Raw genomic sequence first — 19690 nt, forward strand, 5'->3', positions numbered from 1 at the left:
TTGTGTGCTCTCGGTGAGCGAAACCGCCGCCTGATACGCGATTTGGCACGGACAGAGGAGACCATCATGACTATCAGGGTGTATAGCGCTGCGGCCTGCGTGCAGTGCCTGGCGACCTGTCGGGAAATGGAAAAGCGAGGGCTTTCTTATACCGTTATCAACGTCGACGAAACCCCCGCCGCCCGAGAAGACCTCGCCCAGCTTGGCTATCGTCAGCTGCCGGTCGTTACCGTGGGCGAGTCGCACTGGTCGGGCTTTCGTCCGGATCGTATTCGCGAACTCGCCGGCGCTACGGCATGAGTCGCGCACCGGAGCTTGTGTACTTTTCGACAAAATCGGGCAATACCCGCCGCTTTGTCGAAAAGCTCGGCCTTTCCGCCGAGCGCATTCCCTTCGAGAAGGAGGCGACGCCGCTGAAGGTTGATTCGCCCTATATTCTCATCGTGCCCAGCTACGGCGGCGGCACAGTAGCGGGGGCCGTACCCAAACCGGTGATTCATTTTTTGAACGATGCGCACAACCGGCGCCTGATCCGCGGCGTTGTCGCCGCGGGCAATACCAACTTCGGCACTGCCTACGGCATTGCCGGTCGCATCGTCGCGGAGAAGTGCGGCGTGCCGCTTTTATATCGCTTTGAGCTTTTCGGCACGCCGCAAGACGTCGTCAACGTTCGTCAGGGAGTTACCTCGTTTTGGCAACCACATCTGTAGCACCGGCGCCTTCCCAGCAGGCAGCAAAAACGCTGGATTATCACGCGCTCAACGCCATGCTCAACCTGTACGGCGCCGACGGCCGCCTGCAGCTGGACAAGGACCGCGAGGCGGCGCGCCAGTATTTTTTGCAGCACGTCAACCAGAACACGGTATTTTTCCATTCGCTGGAAGAGAAGCTCGACTACCTGGTGGAAGAGGGCTATTACGAAGCCGAGATGCTCGAGCAGTACCGCCTTGATTTCGTCAAGGCGCTGTTTGAGCAGGCCTATGGCTACCAGTTTCGCTTCTCGAGCTTTCTCGGCGCGTTCAAGTACTACACCAGCTATACGCTCAAGACCTTCGACGGCAAGCGCTACCTGGAGCGCTTCGAGGATCGAGTCTGCATGGTGGCGCTGACTCTGGCGCGGGGCGATGAAACGCTTGCCCGCGCGCTGGTCGACGAGATCATCAACGGCCGTTTCCAGCCCGCCACGCCGACGTTTCTCAACTGCGGCAAGCGCCAGCGCGGCGAGCTGGTGTCGTGTTTTCTGCTGCGCATCGAAGACAACATGGAGTCCATCGGCCGCTCCATCAACTCGGCGCTGCAGCTGTCCAAGCGCGGCGGCGGGGTGGCATTTCTGCTCAGCAACATTCGCGAGCAGGGCGCACCGATCAAGCGCATCGAGGATCAGTCGTCGGGTATCATCCCCATCATGAAGCTTTTGGAAGACGCGTTTTCCTACGCCAACCAGCTGGGCGCGCGCCAGGGCGCCGGAGCGGTGTATCTCAACGCCCACCACCCGGATATCCTGCACTTCATGGACACCAAGCGGGAAAACGCCGACGAGAAGATCCGCATCAAGACGCTGTCCATGGGGGTGACCATCCCCGACATCACCTTTGAGCTGGCCAAAAGCAACGAGGACATGTATCTGTTCTCGCCCTACGACGTCGAGCGTGTCTACGGCGTGCCGTTCGGCGATATCAGCGTGACCGAGAAGTACCACGACATGGTCGCCGACAAGCGCATCCACAAGACCAGGATCAACGCCCGGGCGTTTTTCCAGACGCTCGCCGAGCTGCAGTTCGAATCCGGCTACCCCTATGTATTGTTTGAAGACAGCGCCAACCGCGACAACCCCATCGCCGGGCGGATCAACATGAGCAACCTGTGCTCGGAAATTTTGCAGGTGAACACGCCCAGTCGCTACGACGAAGACCTGGGCTATGAGCACGTGGGCGAAGACATTTCCTGCAACCTGGGCTCGCTCAACATTGCCAAAGTAATGGATTCCGGCGATATCGGCGCAAGCGTCGAGACCGCCGTGCGCGGGCTGACCGCGGTCTCCGAGATGAGCAATCTGGCCTCGGTGCCGTCGGTGGCCAACGGCAACGCCCAGTCCCGGGCCATCGGCCTTGGGCAGATGAACCTCCACGGCTTTCTCGCCCGGGAGCATATTTACTACGGCTCCGAAGAAGGGCTCGATTTCACCAACCTGTATTTCTACTGCGTGACCTACCACGCCCTGCGCGCGTCCAACCGCCTGGCCATGGAAAACGGCGACACCTTCAAGGGCTTTGCCGACTCCGACTACGCCAGCGGCCGCTTTTTCGACAAATATACCGACCGGGTCTGGGAGCCGCGCACGGCCAGAGTCAGGGAGCTGTTTGCGCGGGTCGGCATCGCGCTGCCGACTCAGGACGACTGGCGCGAACTGAAAGCGTCGGTGATGGCCTACGGGCTTTACAACCGCAACCTCCAGGCGATACCGCCCACCGGCTCGATTTCCTACATCAACCATTCGACGTCGAGCATTCACCCGGTGGCGGCGAAAATCGAAATCCGCAAGGAAGGCAAGCTCGGCCGGGCCTATTATCCGGCGCCGTACCTCGACGACGAGAACATGGCGTATTTCCAGGACGCCTACGAGATCGGCGCGGAAAAGATCATCGATACCTACGCCGAGGCCACCCGGCACGTGGATCAAGGGCTGTCGCTGACGCTGTTTTTCCCCGACACCGCCACCACCCGGGACATCAACCGCACCCAGATCTACGCCTGGCGCAAGGGCATCAAGACCCTTTACTACATCCGCCTGCGCCAGGCCGCGCTTGCCGGAACCGAAGTCGAAGGCTGTGTCTCCTGCACGCTATAAGGAAAAAAGATGACCGATATGCAAACGTCGACCGCCCCGCGGATCTCGCGGGTTGACGCGATCAACTGGAACCGCCTCCAGGACGACAAGGACCTGGAAGTCTGGAACCGCCTGACCAGCAACTTCTGGCTGCCGGAGAAGGTGCCGCTGTCCAACGATCTGCCGTCGTGGCATACGCTGACCGCCGAAGAGCAGCGGCTGACCATCCGCGTGTTCACCGGGCTTACGCTTCTCGACACCATTCAGAGCTGCGTCGGGGCGCCGGCGCTGATGCCCGATGCGCGCACCCAGCACGAAGAGGCGGTCTACGCCAACATCACCTTCATGGAGGCGGTGCACGCACGCTCCTACAGCTCGATCTTCTCGACGCTGTGCAATACCCGGGACGTGGACGACGCCTTTCGCTGGAGCGAGGAAAACCCCACGCTGCAGGCCAAGTCGACGCTGATTCTGGATCGCTACTATTCCGACGACCCGCTGATGCGCAAGGTGGCGAGCGTCTTTCTCGAGTCGTTTCTGTTCTACTCGGGCTTTTTTCTGCCCATGTACTGGTCAAGCCACGCCAAGCTGACCAACACCGCCGATTTGATACGGCTGATCATCCGCGACGAAGCGGTGCACGGCTACTACATCGGCTACAAGTTTCAGCTGGCCTACGAAGAGGCGTCTCCCGAGCGCCAGGCCGAGGTCAAGCAGTACGCCTATGACCTGCTGATGGAGCTTTACGACAACGAGGTGAAATATACCGAGTCGCTATACGACGGCGTCGGGCTCACCGAGGACGTCAAGAAATTCCTTCACTATAACGCCAACAAGGCGCTGATGAACCTGGGGTTCGAGGCGCTGTTTCCGGAAAGCTTGACCGACGTGGACCCCACCATCATGGCGGCATTGGCGCCCAACGCCGATGAAAATCACGATTTCTTCTCGGGGTCGGGCTCGTCCTACGTGATCGGCCGCGCCGAGGCTACCGAAGACGACGACTGGGCGTTCTGACGGGCTGCCCGTCCCGCCGGTGGAAACGCTTCCGGTCGCGCCGGGAGCGTTTTTTCATGGGCGGGACAGGGCCGATTTCCCCTGTGTTGAATGATAAATATTGTCATCTGAGCAGAAAATGATAGGCTGTGCCGCGTAAACGTAAACCGTTCTTATATCTTGGGCGTTCTCACCTATCGAGCGGCTAATATATAAGCAACGCTGACCCCCGCAGCGGAGATGACTCTTGAGCAAACTCTTTCGTGCGGCGGCGTATGGTCTGGTCATGGCCGGCAGCGCGGCGATGCTGCTGCCGGCTGGCCCCTCGCTTGCCGCTGATGACCCGGCTACGTCTCGCCTGGCGCAGAGCGGCGTGGACGCCCAGCGGACCCAGGCGGCGCTCCAGGAGCAGATCGACCAGGCCAGCGACCAGACCCGGGAGGCGCTTGCCGAACTGCGCGACCTGGAAAGCGAGACCCGCACGCTGCGCCAGCAAAACCGCACCCGCGCGCACCGCCTGGCCGACGAGGCCGAGCGGCAGCGGGCGCTCGCCCGGGCGCTGGATACCCTGGCGGACACGCGGGAGGCGCTGCCGCGCATCGAGCAGAACATGGCCCGCCAGCTGAGCCGCTTTATCGAGCGCGACATGCCGTTTCTGGCGCAGGAGCGCCTGGCGCGAGTGGAGAACGACGAAGCGCTTGCCCCCGCCGCGCGGATCCGCCGGCTGCTAAAAGCCTGGCGCACCGAGCTTGACTACGGGCGCGAAGTCGACAGCTGGCGCGGCCGGCTGAGCCAAGCCGACGACGACGCCCGGGAGGTGGATTTTCTGCGTCTGGGGCGTGTCGGCTGGTACTACCTGACGCCGGACGGCCGCGAAGGCGGCGTCTGGCAGGCAGAGCGCCGCGAATGGCAGCCGCTTGACGAAGCCGGCCGGCGCGAGGTGCGCCACGGCCTGCTGATGGCCGACGACCAGCGCGCGCCGGAGCTGTTGACCGTGCCGCTGTCGGTCAAGGTGTCCGCGACCTCGAGCAACAGCGAAGCGACCGCCGAGGGGGATGACGCATGAGCCGGTTTCGATGGATGACGCTGCCGGTCGTCGCCGCCGCGCTGCTGATGTCGCTGGCGGGCACCGCCCAGGCGCAAACGGCGCCCGACGTCGACTCGCTGCGCCAGGCGCGCCAGGCAGCGGAAATGCGCGACCGTCAGCGGCTGCTGACGCTGCTCGACGATCAAAAGGCGCTGGAAAGCGCGCTGGCCGACGCTCGGGAAGCCCACGCTCGGGCCAGCCGCCAGGACGCCGCGCTGCGTATCGAAGAGGCGGTTCGGGCGCTCAGCGCCGCTCGGCTGGAAAGCCGCCGAAGCGACCAGGACGACCGGCTCGCGGGCCTTTTGTCGGCGCTTGCCCGGCACAGCTCCGAGGTGCGCAACGCCCTGGGCGACGACAGCTGGCTGACCCTGGGCGATACGCCGCTGCCTCCGCGGCTGGACGATGCCGAAGTGCTCGAGCAGCGCCATCTGGAAGACGTGGTGGACAGCCTTGCCGCGCTGACCCGGGCGACCGGGCAGGCCACGGCGATGACGCTGCCCGTGGTCGAGCCCGGCGGCGACGTTCGCAAGCGCGAGGTCGTGCGGCTGGGCGACTTCGCTGCCTTTACCCCGGACGCCCTGCTGGCGCGCTCCGGCGCCGGCGAAAGCCCGGCACTGGAGCCCGACACGCCGAAGGAGGTCAGCCGCTGGCTGGCCGACTACGCCAGCGGCGAGGACCGCACCCTGGCCGTGGACCCCACCCGGGGCAGCGTGCTCGAGGCGCTGACCCAGCGGCCGACGCTTGGACAGCGCTTCCACCAGGGCGGCTACGTCGGCTACGTCGTGGTGACGCTGGGCGCGCTTGGCCTGCTGGCGGCCGCCCTGCAGTACGCCTACCTGCTGCTGGTCAGCGCCCGGGTGCGCCGCCAGCGCCGTGCGCCTGACACGCTGCGCTCGAACAACCCGCTGGGCCGGGTGCTGTTGCGCTTTGCGCGGCTGGACAAAGCCCAGCCGCCCGAGGCGCTGGAGGCCCGGCTGGACGAAGCCGTGCTGGCCGAGCTGCCGCGGCTCGAGCGCGGCCAGCCGCTGGTCAAGCTGCTCGCAGCTATCGCGCCGCTTCTGGGGCTGCTGGGTACCGTCACCGGCATGATCGTCACTTTCCAGGCGATTACCGTGTTCGGCACCGGCGACCCCCAGCTCATGGCCGGGGGCATCAGCCAGGCGCTGGTGACCACGGTGCTGGGGCTGGTGACCGCCGTGCCGCTGCTGTTTGCCCAGACGGCGCTGTCGAGCCGCAGCCGCGCCCTGATCCAGCTCATCGAAGGCCAGGCCAGCGCAGCGCTTGCCACCCATCTGGAAGCGCAGTCGCCGGAAGGCGCCGCGGAGGGCGGGCATGACCCTGCACCCCACCTGGCTTGAGCCGGTTGAGCGCCTGGTCGATGCCGGCGGCATGGTGCTGGTGGTGCTCGCCGGCGTGGCGGTGCTGGTATTCAGCATGGCGGTCGAGCGCTTCTGGTTTTACCGCCTGAGCTGGCGTCCGGCGCGCAGACAGCTGGTGCGCTACTGGGCGGCGCGCCGCGACCACCAAAGCTGGAGCGCGCGGACGCTGCGCGATGTCTGGGCCGATGCGCTCATTGCCCGGCTGGGCCGGCCGCTGCCGTGGCTCAAGCTGCTGGTGGCGCTGTGCCCGCTGTTGGGCCTGCTGGGCACGGTAACCGGCATGATCAGCGTCTTCGATAGCCTTGCGCTCAGCGATACCGGCCAGGCCCGGGCCATGGCCGACGGCGTGGCCCGGGCGACGCTGCCCACGCTCACCGGCATGGCCATTGCCGTGGTCGGGCTTTTGTTTATCAGCCGCCTTGAGCACGTGATCCGCCGGGAAGAACAGCGGCTGCACGATCGCCTGGCACAGGCTCTGGAAAATCGGGAACTGGCACTCCAGGCCCGGGAGGAAAAGGATGCGTAGACGCCGCTCGCGAGATATCGCTGACGACAGCAACGAAGTCAACCTCACGCCGATGCTCGACGTGGTCTTTATCATGCTGATTTTCTTTATCGTCACGACCAGCTTCGTCAAGGAAAGCGGGGTAGAGATCGAGCGGCCCGAGTCAAGCGAGGCGACGCCGCGTCCGGAGGCCCAGGTGCTGGTGGCGCTGACGCCGGAAGGCGCGGTCTGGGTGGACGGCAACCCGGTGGATACCCACCGCGTGGGGCAGACGGTGGCGGACATGATAAGCGACGACGGCGGCGTCGTGATCCAGGCCGATAAAAGCGCCGAGACCGGCCTGCTGATCGAGGTGATGGACCGGCTCAAGAAGGCCGGCGTCGAACAGATTGCCGTGGCCGCCAGCCGCGGCCAGGCGTGAGGTGGGCCATGGACAGCGCCTTGATTCAAAAGCCGGGCCGCCAGGACAGGCAAGGCATGCCGGAAGGCCGGCGTCGGGGAGGCTGCCATGTGGCGTAACAGCTTCTCTGCGCTCGGCGGCGCGGGACTGGCGCTGGGCCTTTTCTGGCTGCTGGCGCTGTTGGTGATGCCGCCAAGCGCCGACACGCAAACGCCCGATGAAGCAATGACGCTGTCGATCACCCGGGCGCCGCCGCAGCAGCAGAGTAAAAGCTCCTCGGTGGAAACGCCGCCGGAACCGGTGGAAAGCGCGGCGCCGCCGCCGCCCGCGCCGACACCGTCGCCGGCAGCAAGCAGTGCGGTTGCGCTGCCCGAGACGCCGTTGCCGGAAGCCAGGGCGGAGGAGGTGGCGCTGGACAGCCGGCTGCCCGAGCTGACCGAAGCCCGTCCCGAGCCGAAGCCCGAGCCGGAACCCGAACCGAAGCCGCAGCCAAAACCCGCGCCCGAGCCCGACCCGGAGCCGGCACCCGAGGTCAGCCCCGACCCCGCGCCTTCCCGCGCTGAGGCAGAAAGCGCCGCCTCGGCCGAGGCGGAGTCGAGCAACCCCGCCGCCAACGAGCCGGTGAACGTGGGTCAGGCGACCCCCACCAGCCGGGTGAATCCGACGTATCCGTCCCGGGCCCAGCGCCGGGGGATGGAGGGCTTTGTCGAGGTCAGCTTCATCATCCGCCGCGACGGCCGCGTGGAGCCCGGTTCCATCGACGTTACCCGGGCCAGGCCGCGCCGGATGTTCGACAAGGCCGCGCGGGAGGCCATCCGCCAGTGGCAGTTCGAGCCGAGTGAGCGGCGTCGCCGCGCCACCCAGCGTATTCAGTTCCAGTTGAGGTAGCCCCATGAAGCGTTGTCTTGCCCGCTTGCTGTGCCTTGCGCTATGCATCCTCTCTGTCGGGGCGCCGAGCGCCGGCGCCTGGGGCGCGCCCGCGCTTGCCGGCGGGGTGATCCGCGATCTGGAGTCGATCGAGCAGGCCCTCGAACAGGGCAAGCTTGCGCGGGTGGTGAGCCACGGCAAGCGTCAGGCCGAGCGCTTTGGTTCCGGCAACGCCGCCGACCGCTACGCCAGCGCGCTCTACCGCCAGCTCGCCGCCAGCGCCCTGACAGAGCAGGAGCGCTACGCTAAAGCCGCCGCCCAGCTTGCCCGAGCGCGACAGGCGCTGGGGCCGGCCAGCGCGCTGAGCCGGCGCTGGCTGCGCGAACAGGCGCGGCTTTACCGGGCGGCCGGGGAGCAGGAGCGGGCCATTGCCCGGCTGAGCGAGTGGCTCGAGACGGCCTCGGGCGGCGCCGAGCGTCGCGACGAGCGCTGGCGCCTGATCGGCTGGCTGGCCCGGGAGCAGCGCTGGCAGGAGGCAGCAGAGCAGCTGGACAGCGTCACCGCCGAGGGCGCGCCGGCTGACGACCACCGGCGCCGGCTGGCGCTGGTAGTGAACCTCAACGCCGGGCGCATGGAGAAGGCGCTTGGCGAGCTTGCCGCGGGGCTGGACGGCGAAAGCCCGGCCACGGACTGGCGCCGGGCTGCCGGCGTGGCGCAGCGTGCCGGCCAGCCGGGGGTAGCCGCCGGGCTCTGGGATACCGGCTGGCGGCTGGGTCGGCTCGAACGCCCGGACGACTACTGGCAGCTTTTGGCATTGCACATGGCGGGGGGCACGCCGGCCCGCGCTGCCGAGCTGCTGGAGACAGGGCTGGCAGAAGGGCGAGTGGTGCGCAGCGGCCTCACCCTTGAGCAGCGCGCGGCGGCCTGGCAGCAGGCCGGCGACATCCCCCGGGCGCTGGCCGCCCGGGAAGCGCTGGCTCGGCATACGCAGAGCGCCCACCAGTGGCGAACACTTGGCCAGCTGGCCTACGCCTGGGGAAAAGGCGACCGGGCCAAAGCGGCCCTTGAGCGCGCCGTGGCCCTGGGCGACGAGCAGGCAAGACAGTGGCTGGCGACGCTGTGATCAGGCCAGGGGCCAGTCGAACTGCGTCCACACCGGGGCATGGTCGGAGGGTTTTTCCATGCCGCGCAGCGCATAGTCGATGCCCGATTCCCGAACGCGTTCGGCAAGCGGCGAGCTGACCAGAATATAGTCGATGCGCAGGCCGCGCCGGGGGTCGCGGTCAAAGCCCCTGGAGCGGTAGTCAAACCAGCTGAAAAGGTCGTCGCGCTCGGGGTGGCGCACTCGATAGCTGTCGGCAAGCCCCCAGGCCTTGATCCCGCCGAGCCATTCACGCTCTATCGGCTGAAAGCTGGTCTTGCCCTCGCGCAGCCAGCGCTTGCGGTTGGCCTCGCCGATGCCGATATCGCGATCCTCCGGCGAAACGTTGAAATCGCCCATCACCGCCACGCGCTCGTCGGGGGAGTGGTGCTCCCGGAGCAGCCGCGAGAGCTGGGCGTAAAAGCGCGTCTTGTGCGGAAATTTGGTCGGATGGTCGACGTTTTCCCCCTGGGGAAAATAGCCGTTCCACACCGTCACCGCCTCGCCGTCAGCGCCGCGCAGGCGCACCCCGATCAGCCGCCGCTGGGCGTCGGCTTCATCGTCGGGAAAGCCGTAGAACACGGCTTCCGGCGCCTGGCGGCACATCAGCGCCACGCCGTAGTGGCCTTTTTGACCGTAGTAGACGACGTGATAGCCAAGCGCCTCCACGCTTGCCAGGGGAAACTCGCTGTCCTGCACCTTGGTTTCCTGTAGACCGATGACGTCCGGAAGATGGGCGTCGACGAGGGCTTTCAGCTGGTGCGGGCGCGCCCGTATGCCGTTGACGTTAAACGAGACCAGCCGCATCAGCGCGTCCCCTCGTTGTCGGGCGAGCCTTTCGTGGCCGGGTGTATCTCGATGTCCGGCGCGTTTTGCTGGCGCGCCAGGCGACGCTGCGCCTGCAGCTTGCGCTGCTTTTGCTTTTTGGCGGCAAAGCGCTTCGACGGCCCCGCCTGATCGGGGTTCTCGTGGCGCCATTGCTTGTAATCCTTACGCCGACCGGTGCGGAGGGATACCTTGTCGGCAAGCGAGCGGGTTTTTTTGCGACGCGTCATGGGGCGCTCCTGATTAACCTGTAGCCTGATATGGTGGCGCATTCTAACAGGCGGCAGCGTCGGGCATACAGCAACGCCGCGCCTCCGGCGCCAAGCCCTGTTACACTAGGGCGCTGGTGTACGCGCCTTGGCGGGTACGCCAGCCCTTTCGTGATGTCACTCATCCACCGTAACGGATAGATGGAAAGCCTATGAGCGAGTCGGAAAAGAGCACACAAGACGCGACGGCGCGAAAGCCCAAGCGCCGTCGCCGCAAGCCGCGTCGTCGCCAGTCGGGCTGGGACCTTCGCCAGTTCAAGGTGCCCGCCGTTGCCGGCAAGTGGCGCTTTCATGACTTTGACCTGCCGCTGCCCCTGATGCGCGGCATCCAGGCCCAGGGGTTTGAGTACTGCACGCCGATCCAGGCGGAAACCCTGCGCCATACGCTGCTGGGCGGCGACATCCTGGGCAAGGCGCAGACCGGTACCGGCAAGACGGCGGCTTACCTGATTTCGATTCTGGCCTACTTTCTGGAAGAGAAAGCCCCGGACGGACAGAAGCTCCGGGCGCCCAGAGCGCTGATCGTTGCCCCCACCCGGGAGCTGACGCTGCAGATCGAAAAGGAGGCCAGGGGGCTGGCTCGCTATACCCACCTGTACGTGACAAGCGCGGTGGGCGGTACCGACTACCAGCAGCAGCGCGAGCAGCTGGATCGAAAAGTCGACCTGCTGGTGGCCACCCCGGGGCGCCTGCTGGATTTCCAGCAGAAGGGCGAACTGGATCTTGCCCAGACCGAGGTGCTGGTGCTGGACGAGGCCGACCGCATGCTCTCCATGGGCTTTATTCCCGACGTCGAGCGCATCATCCCGCACATGCCGAATCGGGACGAGCGCCAGACCTGGCTGTTTTCGGCCACTTTCAGCGAGGATATCCGGGCCCTGGCCGAGCAGTGGGCGCAGTCCCCGGCCGAGGTACGCATTCAGGCCGACGCCGACAGCCAGGCGGACGTCGATCAGCGGGTTTACCAGGTCGCGGACGCCGACAAGCCGCAGCTTCTGGTCGCGCTTTTGCAGCGGGAAGGCGTCGAGCGGGCCATCGTGTTCGGCAATCGCCGGGACCGTATCCGCGAGCTCGAGGACGAGCTCCAAAAGGCCGGTATCAGCGCGGGAGTTCTCTCCGGCGATGTGGCCCCGGACGAGCGGATCACCACCCTGGATCAGTTCCGCGAAGGCAAGCTTCAGGTGCTGGTGGCGACCGACGTCGCCGGGCGCGGTGTCCACATTGACGACGTCAGCCACGTGGTCAACTACACGCTGCCGGAAGACCCCGAAGACTATGTCCACCGCCTCGGGCGTACCGGCCGGGCCGGCGCCAGGGGTACGCTGATCAGCCTGGCCGGCGAAGAAGATACCTTCTCGCTGCCCGAAATCGAACGCTACACCGGCGACAGGCTGCCTCGCGAGCAGCCGCCGGAAGGCCTGCTCTAGCCGCCATGCTCGACGATGCGCTCAAGGGCGAGATCCAGACCGCCTATCGGCATATGGTAGAAGCGCTGGCGCTGACGCCGCGCTACGGCCAGCGGCTGATGATTGCCGAGATTGCCCGCACGCTTGGCGGCATCGAAGTCGACGAGGCCGGCAAGCGCCAGGACGACACCCACGTCTGCGTGCTGGAGGCCGGCACCGGCACCGGCAAGACGCTGGCGTACCTGGTGGCCGCGCTGCCGGTGGCCCGGGCACGGGGCAAACGGCTGGTGATTTCTACCGCCACCGTGGCGCTGCAGGAGCAGGTGCTCAACCAGGATCTGCCGTCGCTTTCCGCCCACAGCGGGCTGGACTTTCGCTACGCGCTGGCCAAGGGGCGCGGGCGCTACGTCTGCGTGGCTCGGCTGGACGACGCCATGGGCGACAGCGAGCCCAACCCCACCCAGTCGCTGTTCGAGCAGGACCTGATCGCCAGGAGCGGTGATTTTACCCGCCTGGCCACCGAGATGGCCGAGGCCTACGGTCGCGGCGACTGGGAAGGCGACCGCGACAGCTGGCCGGACACCATCGACGACGCCACCTGGCGGCGGCTGACCGTGGACCATCGCCAATGCACCGGCCGGCGCTGCGGGCACTTCTCCGCCTGCGCGTTTTTCCGCTCCCGGCGGGAGCTGGAAAACGCCGACGTCATCGTCGCCAACCATGATCTGGTGCTGGCCGACCTGGCGCTGGGCGGCGGGGCGATCCTGCCCGATCCCGAAGAGTGCGTTTTCGTTTTCGATGAAGGCCACCATCTGCCGGACAAGGCGCTTTCCCACTTTGCCCACCGCTTTGCCGTACACGGCTGTTTGCGCTGGCTGAACACCCTGCGCTCAAGTCTCACCGAGCTCCACCAGGCGCTGGGCGCCCAGCCCGCCGTGGCGCGACTCCTGGCCGGGCTGCCGGAAACCCTGCAGGCCCTGGAGCCGGCGCTCAAGGAGGTATTCACCAGCGGCCATCAGCTGGCCGAGCGGCCTAACGGGCTCGGCGACAGCGAAGCCACGCACCAGCAGCGCTTTGCCAGGGGCGCGGTACCCGGGGCGCTGCGCGAGCAGGCCGGGCAGCTGTTGACCATGTTCGCCGTGCTTGCGCGCAGCCTCGAAAGCATCAGCGATATCCTGCGCGAAAGTCTCGACCCCGACAAACAGACCGGCCTTGAGCGCGAGCAGGCCGAGGCCTGGCTGCCGCTGGTGGCGCTGCTGCACGGCCGAGCGCTCGAGGCTCACGCGCTGTGGCAGGCGTTTGCCGCCGAGGATCCGCCGGACGCGCCGCCCCAGGCGCGCTGGCTGACGCTTTCCCGCTCGGGCGGCGAGGCCGAAATCGAGTTTTCCGCCAGCCCGGTGTCGGCGGCGCACACCCTGGCCAAGAACCTTTGGGGGCGCTGCCACGGCGCAGTGGTCACCTCGGCCACGCTTACCGCACTGGGGCGCTTCGAGCGCATTCAGGAGCGGGCGGGCCTTGCCGGGCGCTATCGCTACCAGGCGTTGCCCAGCCCCTTTGACTACGCCAGCGCCGTGCTCAGCGTGCCCCAGGCCGCCGCCGACCCGGGCGACCGCGAGGGCCATGAGCAGGCCATTGTCGACTTCATTTCCCGGCTGGCCCCCCGGGAAGCGGCGCTGGTGCTGTTCTCGTCCCGGGCGCAGCTGCGCGCGGTGCGCAAGGCGCTGCCGGCAGAGGTGGAAAAGCGCCTGCTGGCCCAGGGAGCGATGCCCAAGGCCGAGCTATTGAAGCGCCACCGCGCCGCGGTGGATCGCGGCGAGGGCAGCGTGATCTTCGGCCTGGCAAGCTTCGCCGAAGGGATCGATCTGCCCGGCGACTACCTGACCCACGTGGTGATTACCCGGCTGCCGTTCGCCGTGCCCGATGACCCGGTGGGCGCGACCCTGGCCGAGTGGATCGAGAGCCAGGGCGGCAACCCCTTCATGCGCATCAGCGTCCCCTATGCTTCGATAAGGCTGGTGCAGGCCTGCGGGCGGCTGATTCGCCAGGAAAGCGATACCGGGCGCATTACGCTTCTGGATCGCCGGGTGCTGACCCGGCGTTACGGCCGGGCGCTGCTGGACGCGCTGCCGCCGTTTACCCGGGAAATTGCCTGAGCCGATACCGAAAACAGAAACGCCCCGGCGAGTGCCGAGGCGTGGCAGGCGAGGCGGTTGAGCCGATCAGGCGGCGCTGCGCCTGGCCAGGGTGGCGGCGAGCTGGTCGCTCATGCGCACGAAGGATTCCACCGTGGTATCCCAGTCGATGCAGGCATCGGTAATCGACACGCCGTACTCAAGCTGGCTGATGTCCTCGGGGACCTTCTGGTTGCCCCAGCCGAGGTTGGACTCCACCATCAGTCCGATGATCGAGGTGTTGCCGTCGAGAATCTGATTGGTGACGTTTTCCAGCACCAGCGGCTGCAGCCCGGCGTCCTTGTTGGAGTTGGCGTGGGAGCAGTCGATCATGATGTTGGCCGAGAGGCCGGCGCCGGCGAGCTCCTGTTCGGCCAGGGCGACGCTGACGCTGTCGTAGTTGGGCTTGCCGTTGCCGCCGCGCAGCACCACGTGGCCGTAGGCGTTGCCCCGGGTGCGGATGATCGCGACCTGGCCGGAGTGGTTGATGCCGAGAAAGTTGTGCGGGCTGGCGACCGACTTCAGCGCGTTGATCGCCACGTCCAGGCTGCCGTCGGTGCCGTTTTTGAAGCCCACGGGGCCGGACAGGCCCGAGGCCATTTCGCGGTGGGTCTGCGACTCGGTGGTGCGCGCGCCCACCGCGGACCAGCTGATGCAGTCCTGGATGTACTGGGGGGAAATCGGGTCAAGCGCTTCGGTGGCCAGCGGCAGACCGATCTCGGAAAGCGCCACCAGCAGGCGCCGTGCCTTGTGCAGGCCTTCTTCGATTTCAAACGAGCCGTTCAGGCGCGGGTCGTTGATCAGGCCTTTCCAGCCCGTCGTGGTGCGGGGTTTCTCGAAGTAGACGCGCATCACGAGATAGAGGCTGTCGCTGACCCTGTCGGCCAGCTCGCGCAGGCGCTTGGCGTAGTCGATAGCGGCGTCGACGTCGTGAATCGAGCAGGGGCCGACCACGACCAGCAGGCGCGGATCCGTGCCGTCGAGGATGTTCTGGATGGTTTGGCGGCCGTCGATGACCGTGCGCTCGGCTTTGTCCGTGAGCGGAATCGTCTGCTTGAGCTCGTCCGGAGTGACGAGCACGTCCTGAGCGAGGACGTTGAGGTTGTTGACCTGTTGATCGGGCATCTTGCTACCTGTGCATGCGCGGAGTTCGAAAAACGTGTTGCGTGTATCGTCAGTGTGTCTACTATCGCCCGCCGTAGCGGTAAAAATCAATCGCTTTGCCGCCGGCAGCGAGGCCTGGGCGCCGTTCATGGTGCGAGGTGGCGCTTGATGCGCGCGGTGGAACGCGCAACACTGGCGTGATTTTGCCGGTGCGAGCTGTCGGGAGGCGACCGGAGGCCCGGGCGCGTGGCGGCAGCAGGGTGCTCAATGTGAATGTGAAATGAAAACTGCCCAAGGAACACTATGCGTTTTGCCGTGAATGCCACCCGTACCAGGGGGCTTGATAGAGTAGGTTGCCGCGCCGACTGGGCGGGCGTCAGGAGCGTGTAAATGGGCACTCGGGAAACGGATCAGCAGCTGGTGGAGCGGGCGCGCCAAGGCGATAACGGCGCGTTCGACCTGCTGGTGAAAAAATATCAGCACAAGATCATCGGCCTGATCAGCCGCTATGTCCACGACCATGCCGAAGTGCATGACGTGGCCCAGGAAGCCTTCATCAAGGCCTATCGGGCGCTTGGCAACTTTCGTGCCGAAAGCGCGTTTTACACCTGGATGTACCGGATCGCCATCAATACGGCCAAGAACCACCTGGTGTCTCGGGGCCGTCGCCCGCCGGGCAGCGACGTCGATATCGTCGATGCCGAAATCGTCGACCAGAGCGGGCGGCTGGCCGACAGCGAGTCGCCGGAAGCCGCGATTGCCCGGGACGAGCTGGAGGCGTCGGTATTCGAGGCCATCGACAAGCTGCCCGACGACCTGCGCACGGCCATTACCCTGCGCGAGTTCGACGGTTTGGCCTATGAGGACATCGCTCATATCATGCAGTGTCCGGTGGGCACGGTGCGTTCGCGTATCTTCCGCGCCCGGGAGGCGGTGGACGAGCACATCCGGCCGCTGATGACCACGGCGCGGAACAGTCGCGACGATTAGCGGTCAGAGGCCAGGGTGGCGTAGCGGCCGGCCAACAAAGCGTTACTGTTTTCCCCGATTTCTGAACTGTTGGCGCCTGCTGGCGTCATAAGGTCAGACAGGCGCCGCAGGGAAGCCGGCAACGCCTCATGAAGCCGAACTGGCGTCGGCTGTCTCCAATCAGTGTGAGGGTGTGAAGCATGAGTCAAGACACACGGGAAGCGCTTTCGGCGTTAATGGACGGCGAAGGTGACGAGCTGGAACTGCGGCGAGTGCTCAAGACGCTGCCCGAGGATACCGGCGCGGCGGATGCCTGGCGGCGCTATCATCTGGCGCGCAGCCTGATGCAGCGCGACCATGGGGTGGACACCAGCGCCGACCTGTCGGCGGGCGTCATGGCCAGGCTTCAGGACGAGCCTGTGCCGGTGGCCGAGGCGCCCACCGCGGCCGCACCCGCTGCCAGGGCATCGTCTCGCGTGTCGCTGATGCGCGGCGCCGGCGTCGCTGCCGCCGTGTCGCTGATGGTGATTACCGGCGTACAGTATTTCGGCAGTACCAGCAGCAACACCGCCGACTCGCCCGAGCTTGCCGGCGAGCCCGTGGCGAGCTCGGATGACGGCGCCCAGGCAATACCGCAGCCGGTGAGTCTGGCCGCATCCGAGTCGGGCGGCTCGACGCCGATGTTTGAGCCCACACCGTTTCAGCTGAATCGGGAAAGCCGCCGCCAGGGGCTGATGACCGTCAGCGACGGCGGCAGCCTGGCCCCATCGGCCGGTCAGGCGGGCGCCTCCCGGGCGGCCATGCAGGTAGACAGCGAGCAGATCCACCTGCTGCAGTCCTATCTTCAGGAGCACGCCCACGGCGCGGCCTACAGCAACAGCGACAGCTGGCTGCCGCTGTCGCGCTCATCGGCCATGTCTGACGCGCTGGGGCGCTAAGCGTCGATGCGCCGTCCACCACGCAACCCGTTTACCCCCATGCCCGATTTTGTTGCCTGCCGCTCTCTGTCCAGTTGGCATTTGAACGGCCGGGGTGCCGCTTTTGCACTGCTGACCGCGCTGGGCTTGCTGATGGCAACGCCGGCCGCGGCGGCGGAAGAAAACGCCGACGAGCCCGCAGGCGAGGCCACGCTGCGCTGCAAGTCGCTGGGTGAGGAGACGCCGCAAACGCCGGTGGCCTGGCTCACCGCCAGCCTCAAGGCGAGCCACTGCTACAGCTTTCAGGCCCGGGCCGTGGCGATCGACGCGCTCAACGTGCGCACCCTGGCGCTGTCCCACCGCATTCAGGACGGCGTTCGCCAGCAGGTGATTCAGCACCTTGACGGGCCGTCGGTCAACGTCGAGCGACGCGCTCGGGCCGGACTCTGGGGCTGGCCCGGCGGTCGGCCGGCGCCGGCAGAAGGAGCCGGTAGTGCCGGTGAAAGCGCTGACGCCCCCGCCCCCATGCCAAGACGCTGGGCCGAGCACGTGGCGTCGGTTTATGACATAACGCTTGACGCGGACAAGCGCGTGGCCGACCGCGATGCGGTGGCGCTGACCTTTACCCCCAAAAGCGGCGATCGCTACCGCCATCAGTGGTGGCTAGATCAAAACACCGGGCTTTTGCTCAAGCACGTACTGCGCGATAACGACGACGCCATTCTGGAAACCTTCCAGATCACTCGGCTGAAAACCCCCGAGCGCTATACCCGCGACGTTAGCGTAGCGCCGCCCCAGCGCGATGACGGGCCAAACTGGAAGACCGGCTGGCTGCCCGAGGGCATGGTTGAACAGCCCGATACGGTGGAGAAGGAGCACGAAGACCGCACCCGGCGCCTTTACAGCGACGGGCTTTCCACCGTCAGCGTGTTTGTCGAGGCACCGGCGGCCACCACGGCCCTTGCCACCGGGGTACACCGGCTGGGCGCCTCGGCGATTGCCGTGGAGCGTCATGACACCGCCGACCCCTGGCAGGTCATTGCCATCGGCGAAGTGCCGCCCAGGCTGCTTGGCCGCATCGCCCGCTCGGTAACGCGCACCGCGCCTGATACCGAAGAGCCGGAGGCTTCCGATTCCCCTTCTGACGCCCCCAACGCCGATGGCTCGGCGTAGGCAGAAACAGGCCGCCACGGGGAATGCGGCGGCCGCGAAAGCTTTATCAACAGCCGGCATCAGCCGGCTTTTACCCGTCGCCATGTCACGTCACCCCATGTCACTTTACCCAAGGAGTTCTTGCATGAAGCGCTTGATCCTCCCGGCCACGCTGTGGCTATGTTTGCTGTTCGCCGTTACCGCCGGCAGCGCCGCCCAGGCGCGGGACCTGCCGGACTTCACCCAGCTGGTCAAGGACGCCGCGCCGGGGGTGGTGAACATCGCCACCAGCCGCACGATCGAGCGGCGGGGCGGCTCGCCGCTGCACGGCTTTGAAGGCCAGGACATTCCGGAAATCTTCCGCCATTTCTTCGGCGATCGTTCGCCGATACCGCCCGGGCACGGCGGCCGCGGTCGCAGCCAGGAGCGCCAGTCGCTGGGCTCGGGATTCGTGATCGATGAAAACGGCTATATCCTCACCAACGCCCACGTCGTAGAGGACGCCGATGAAATTCTGGTGCGCTTCAACGACCGCCGCGAGATGGCAGCAAAAGTCGTGGGCAGCGATCCCAAGACCGATATTGCGCTGCTGAGCGTCGACGCCGACGACCTGCCCACCCTTGAGCTCGGCGACTCCGACGATCTCGAGGTCGGCGCCTGGGTGGCCGCCATCGGCTCGCCCTTCGGCTTCGATCATTCGGTGACGTCGGGCATCATCAGCGCGATGAACCGTACCCTGCCGCGGGATGCCTACGTGCCGTTCATCCAGACCGACGTGGCCATCAACCCGGGCAACTCCGGGGGGCCGCTGTTCAATCTGGACGGCGAAGTGATCGGCATCAACTCGCAGATCTTTACCCGCAGCGGCGGCTTCATGGGGCTGTCGTTCGCCATTCCCATCAACGTGGCCATGGACGTTGCCGACCAGCTGCGCAACGAGGGCCACGTCAATCGCGGCTGGCTCGGGGTGATGATCCAGCCGGTGTCCCGGGATCTGGCCGAGTCCTTCGGCATGGACAAGCCCGGCGGCGCGCTGATCGCCGATCTTGACTCCGACGGTCCGGCGGCCAAGGGCGGCCTGAAAGCCGGTGACATCATCCTCGCGGTGGACGACCAGGAAGTGACGCGCTCGAGCACGCTGCCGCGCCTGATCGGCCGGGTAGCGCCGGAGGAAACCGTCGAGCTCTCGCTGATGCGCGACGGGGAGAAGATGACCGAAACGGTGGCGCTTGGCAGCTGGCCCGATAGCGAGCAGTCGCCTCGTGACCAAAGCCGGAACGACAGCCAGGCCCGCCTGGGCATAGAGGTCGGGGAGATCGACGATGCCCTGCGCGAACGGCTGGGCGTTGACGGCGGCGTGGAAGTGCGCGACGTCGAGCCGGAAAGCGTGGCCGCCCGTGCGGGCATCCGCCCCGGCGATATTCTGGTCAGCATCGACCACCAGAGCGTGTCCACGGCCAGGGAGCTCAGCGAGCGGGTCGAGGCGCTGCCCGACGACCGCGCGATTCCGCTGCGGCTCTATCGGAACGGCCGTTCGCTGTTCGTGGCGCTGCGCCTGAAGTAAGCGCCCGAGCTCGCTTCACCGATGCCCGGCGACATGCCGGGCTTTTTATTGCCCTTGCCGGCCTCGGCACGGCATAGCACGGCGCACCCGGGAGCGGTACAATGGCCGCCA

At 66.4% G+C, this 19690-nt stretch carries 19 protein-coding genes; 16 read left to right on the plus strand and 3 right to left on the minus strand.

The features are described 5' to 3' along the window. The first annotated feature begins 66 nt into the window (after positions 1-66). The 10 genes from nrdH (at position 67) to P1P91_RS07390 (ending at position 9184) form a co-directional block, all read left to right on the plus strand. Positions 67-300, plus strand: a complete 234-nt coding sequence (gene nrdH, locus P1P91_RS07345) for a glutaredoxin-like protein NrdH (protein WP_311885605.1) — start codon at positions 67-69, stop codon at positions 298-300. Next, on the plus strand, positions 297-710 hold the full coding sequence (gene nrdI, locus P1P91_RS07350; RefSeq protein ID WP_311885607.1) for a class Ib ribonucleoside-diphosphate reductase assembly flavoprotein NrdI: 414 nt from the start codon (positions 297-299) through the stop codon (positions 708-710). Before nrdH ends, nrdI begins: the two co-directional genes overlap by 4 nt. Further along, the gene (nrdE, locus tag P1P91_RS07355) at positions 692-2848 is read left to right on the plus strand and encodes a class 1b ribonucleoside-diphosphate reductase subunit alpha (protein ID WP_311885608.1); all 2157 of its coding nucleotides are present in this window, start codon (positions 692-694) and stop codon (positions 2846-2848) included. The genes nrdI and nrdE overlap by 19 nt, the downstream gene beginning before the upstream one ends. A 9-nt stretch (positions 2849-2857) precedes the next feature. Then, positions 2858-3844 (plus strand): class 1b ribonucleoside-diphosphate reductase subunit beta, encoded by a 987-nt coding sequence (nrdF, locus tag P1P91_RS07360; RefSeq protein WP_311885610.1) that lies wholly within the window; start codon positions 2858-2860, stop codon positions 3842-3844. A 226-nt stretch (positions 3845-4070) separates the two neighbouring features. Continuing rightward, on the plus strand, positions 4071-4889 hold the full coding sequence (locus tag P1P91_RS07365) for a DUF3450 domain-containing protein (RefSeq protein WP_311885611.1): 819 nt from the start codon (positions 4071-4073) through the stop codon (positions 4887-4889). After that, on the plus strand, positions 4886-6268 hold the full coding sequence (locus tag P1P91_RS07370) for a MotA/TolQ/ExbB proton channel family protein (RefSeq protein WP_311885612.1): 1383 nt from the start codon (positions 4886-4888) through the stop codon (positions 6266-6268). The genes P1P91_RS07365 and P1P91_RS07370 overlap by 4 nt, the downstream gene beginning before the upstream one ends. Continuing rightward, positions 6243-6815: a MotA/TolQ/ExbB proton channel family protein gene (locus P1P91_RS07375; RefSeq protein WP_311885614.1), complete on the plus strand. Its 573-nt coding sequence runs from the start codon at positions 6243-6245 to the stop codon at positions 6813-6815. Before P1P91_RS07370 ends, P1P91_RS07375 begins: the two co-directional genes overlap by 26 nt. After that, a complete protein-coding gene (locus P1P91_RS07380; RefSeq protein WP_311885615.1) occupies positions 6808-7215 on the plus strand; it encodes an ExbD/TolR family protein in 408 nt (135 codons plus the stop codon). Before P1P91_RS07375 ends, P1P91_RS07380 begins: the two co-directional genes overlap by 8 nt. Positions 7216-7302: 87 nt before the next feature. Continuing rightward, complete coding sequence (locus P1P91_RS07385) at positions 7303-8082, plus strand: energy transducer TonB (RefSeq protein WP_311885617.1); 780 nt, start codon at positions 7303-7305, stop codon at positions 8080-8082. A gap of 4 nt (positions 8083-8086) precedes the next feature. Next, positions 8087-9184 (plus strand): hypothetical protein, encoded by a 1098-nt coding sequence (locus P1P91_RS07390; RefSeq protein WP_311885619.1) that lies wholly within the window; start codon positions 8087-8089, stop codon positions 9182-9184. Here the strand turns inward: P1P91_RS07390 and xthA are convergent, their stop codons facing one another. Then, positions 9185-10009, minus strand: coding sequence for an exodeoxyribonuclease III (gene xthA, locus P1P91_RS07395; protein WP_311885620.1), 825 nt, complete (start codon positions 10007-10009; stop codon positions 9185-9187). Continuing rightward, positions 10009-10257 carry a hypothetical protein gene (locus tag P1P91_RS07400; protein ID WP_311885622.1) on the minus strand — a complete coding sequence of 83 codons (249 nt, stop codon included), beginning with the start codon at positions 10255-10257 and terminating at the stop codon, positions 10009-10011. Before P1P91_RS07400 ends, xthA begins: the two co-directional genes overlap by 1 nt. 191 nt (positions 10258-10448) lie before the next feature. On the opposite strand from P1P91_RS07400, the gene P1P91_RS07405 reads away from it, so the two are divergent. Both P1P91_RS07405 and dinG read left to right on the plus strand, forming a co-directional pair. Then, complete coding sequence (locus P1P91_RS07405; RefSeq protein ID WP_311885623.1) at positions 10449-11723, plus strand: DEAD/DEAH box helicase; 1275 nt, start codon at positions 10449-10451, stop codon at positions 11721-11723. A 5-nt stretch (positions 11724-11728) separates the two neighbouring features. Continuing rightward, on the plus strand, positions 11729-13855 hold the full coding sequence (gene dinG, locus P1P91_RS07410) for an ATP-dependent DNA helicase DinG (RefSeq protein ID WP_311885624.1): 2127 nt from the start codon (positions 11729-11731) through the stop codon (positions 13853-13855). A 66-nt stretch (positions 13856-13921) separates the two neighbouring features. Here dinG and P1P91_RS07415 read toward each other — a convergent pair whose 3' ends face one another. Further along, the gene (locus tag P1P91_RS07415) at positions 13922-14998 is read right to left on the minus strand and encodes a 3-deoxy-7-phosphoheptulonate synthase (protein WP_311885626.1); all 1077 of its coding nucleotides are present in this window, start codon (positions 14996-14998) and stop codon (positions 13922-13924) included. A gap of 369 nt (positions 14999-15367) precedes the next feature. On the opposite strand from P1P91_RS07415, the gene rpoE reads away from it, so the two are divergent. The 4 genes from rpoE to P1P91_RS07435 all read left to right on the plus strand — a co-directional run bounded on the left by rpoE (position 15368) and on the right by P1P91_RS07435 (position 19579). After that, positions 15368-15967, plus strand: coding sequence for an RNA polymerase sigma factor RpoE (rpoE, locus tag P1P91_RS07420; protein WP_311885627.1), 600 nt, complete (start codon positions 15368-15370; stop codon positions 15965-15967). Positions 15968-16146: 179 nt separating this feature from the next. After that, positions 16147-16884 carry a sigma-E factor negative regulatory protein gene (locus P1P91_RS07425; protein ID WP_311885628.1) on the plus strand — a complete coding sequence of 246 codons (738 nt, stop codon included), beginning with the start codon at positions 16147-16149 and terminating at the stop codon, positions 16882-16884. 39 nt (positions 16885-16923) lie between these two features. Continuing rightward, positions 16924-18036: a MucB/RseB C-terminal domain-containing protein gene (locus tag P1P91_RS07430; RefSeq protein WP_311885630.1), complete on the plus strand. Its 1113-nt coding sequence runs from the start codon at positions 16924-16926 to the stop codon at positions 18034-18036. A gap of 124 nt (positions 18037-18160) precedes the next feature. Next, positions 18161-19579: a DegQ family serine endoprotease gene (locus P1P91_RS07435; protein ID WP_311885632.1), complete on the plus strand. Its 1419-nt coding sequence runs from the start codon at positions 18161-18163 to the stop codon at positions 19577-19579. The last annotated feature ends 111 nt before the right edge of the window (positions 19580-19690 follow it).

Origin of the sequence: Halomonas piscis (assembly GCF_031886125.1) — a bacterium.
Taxonomy (GTDB): domain Bacteria; phylum Pseudomonadota; class Gammaproteobacteria; order Pseudomonadales; family Halomonadaceae; genus Vreelandella; species Vreelandella piscis.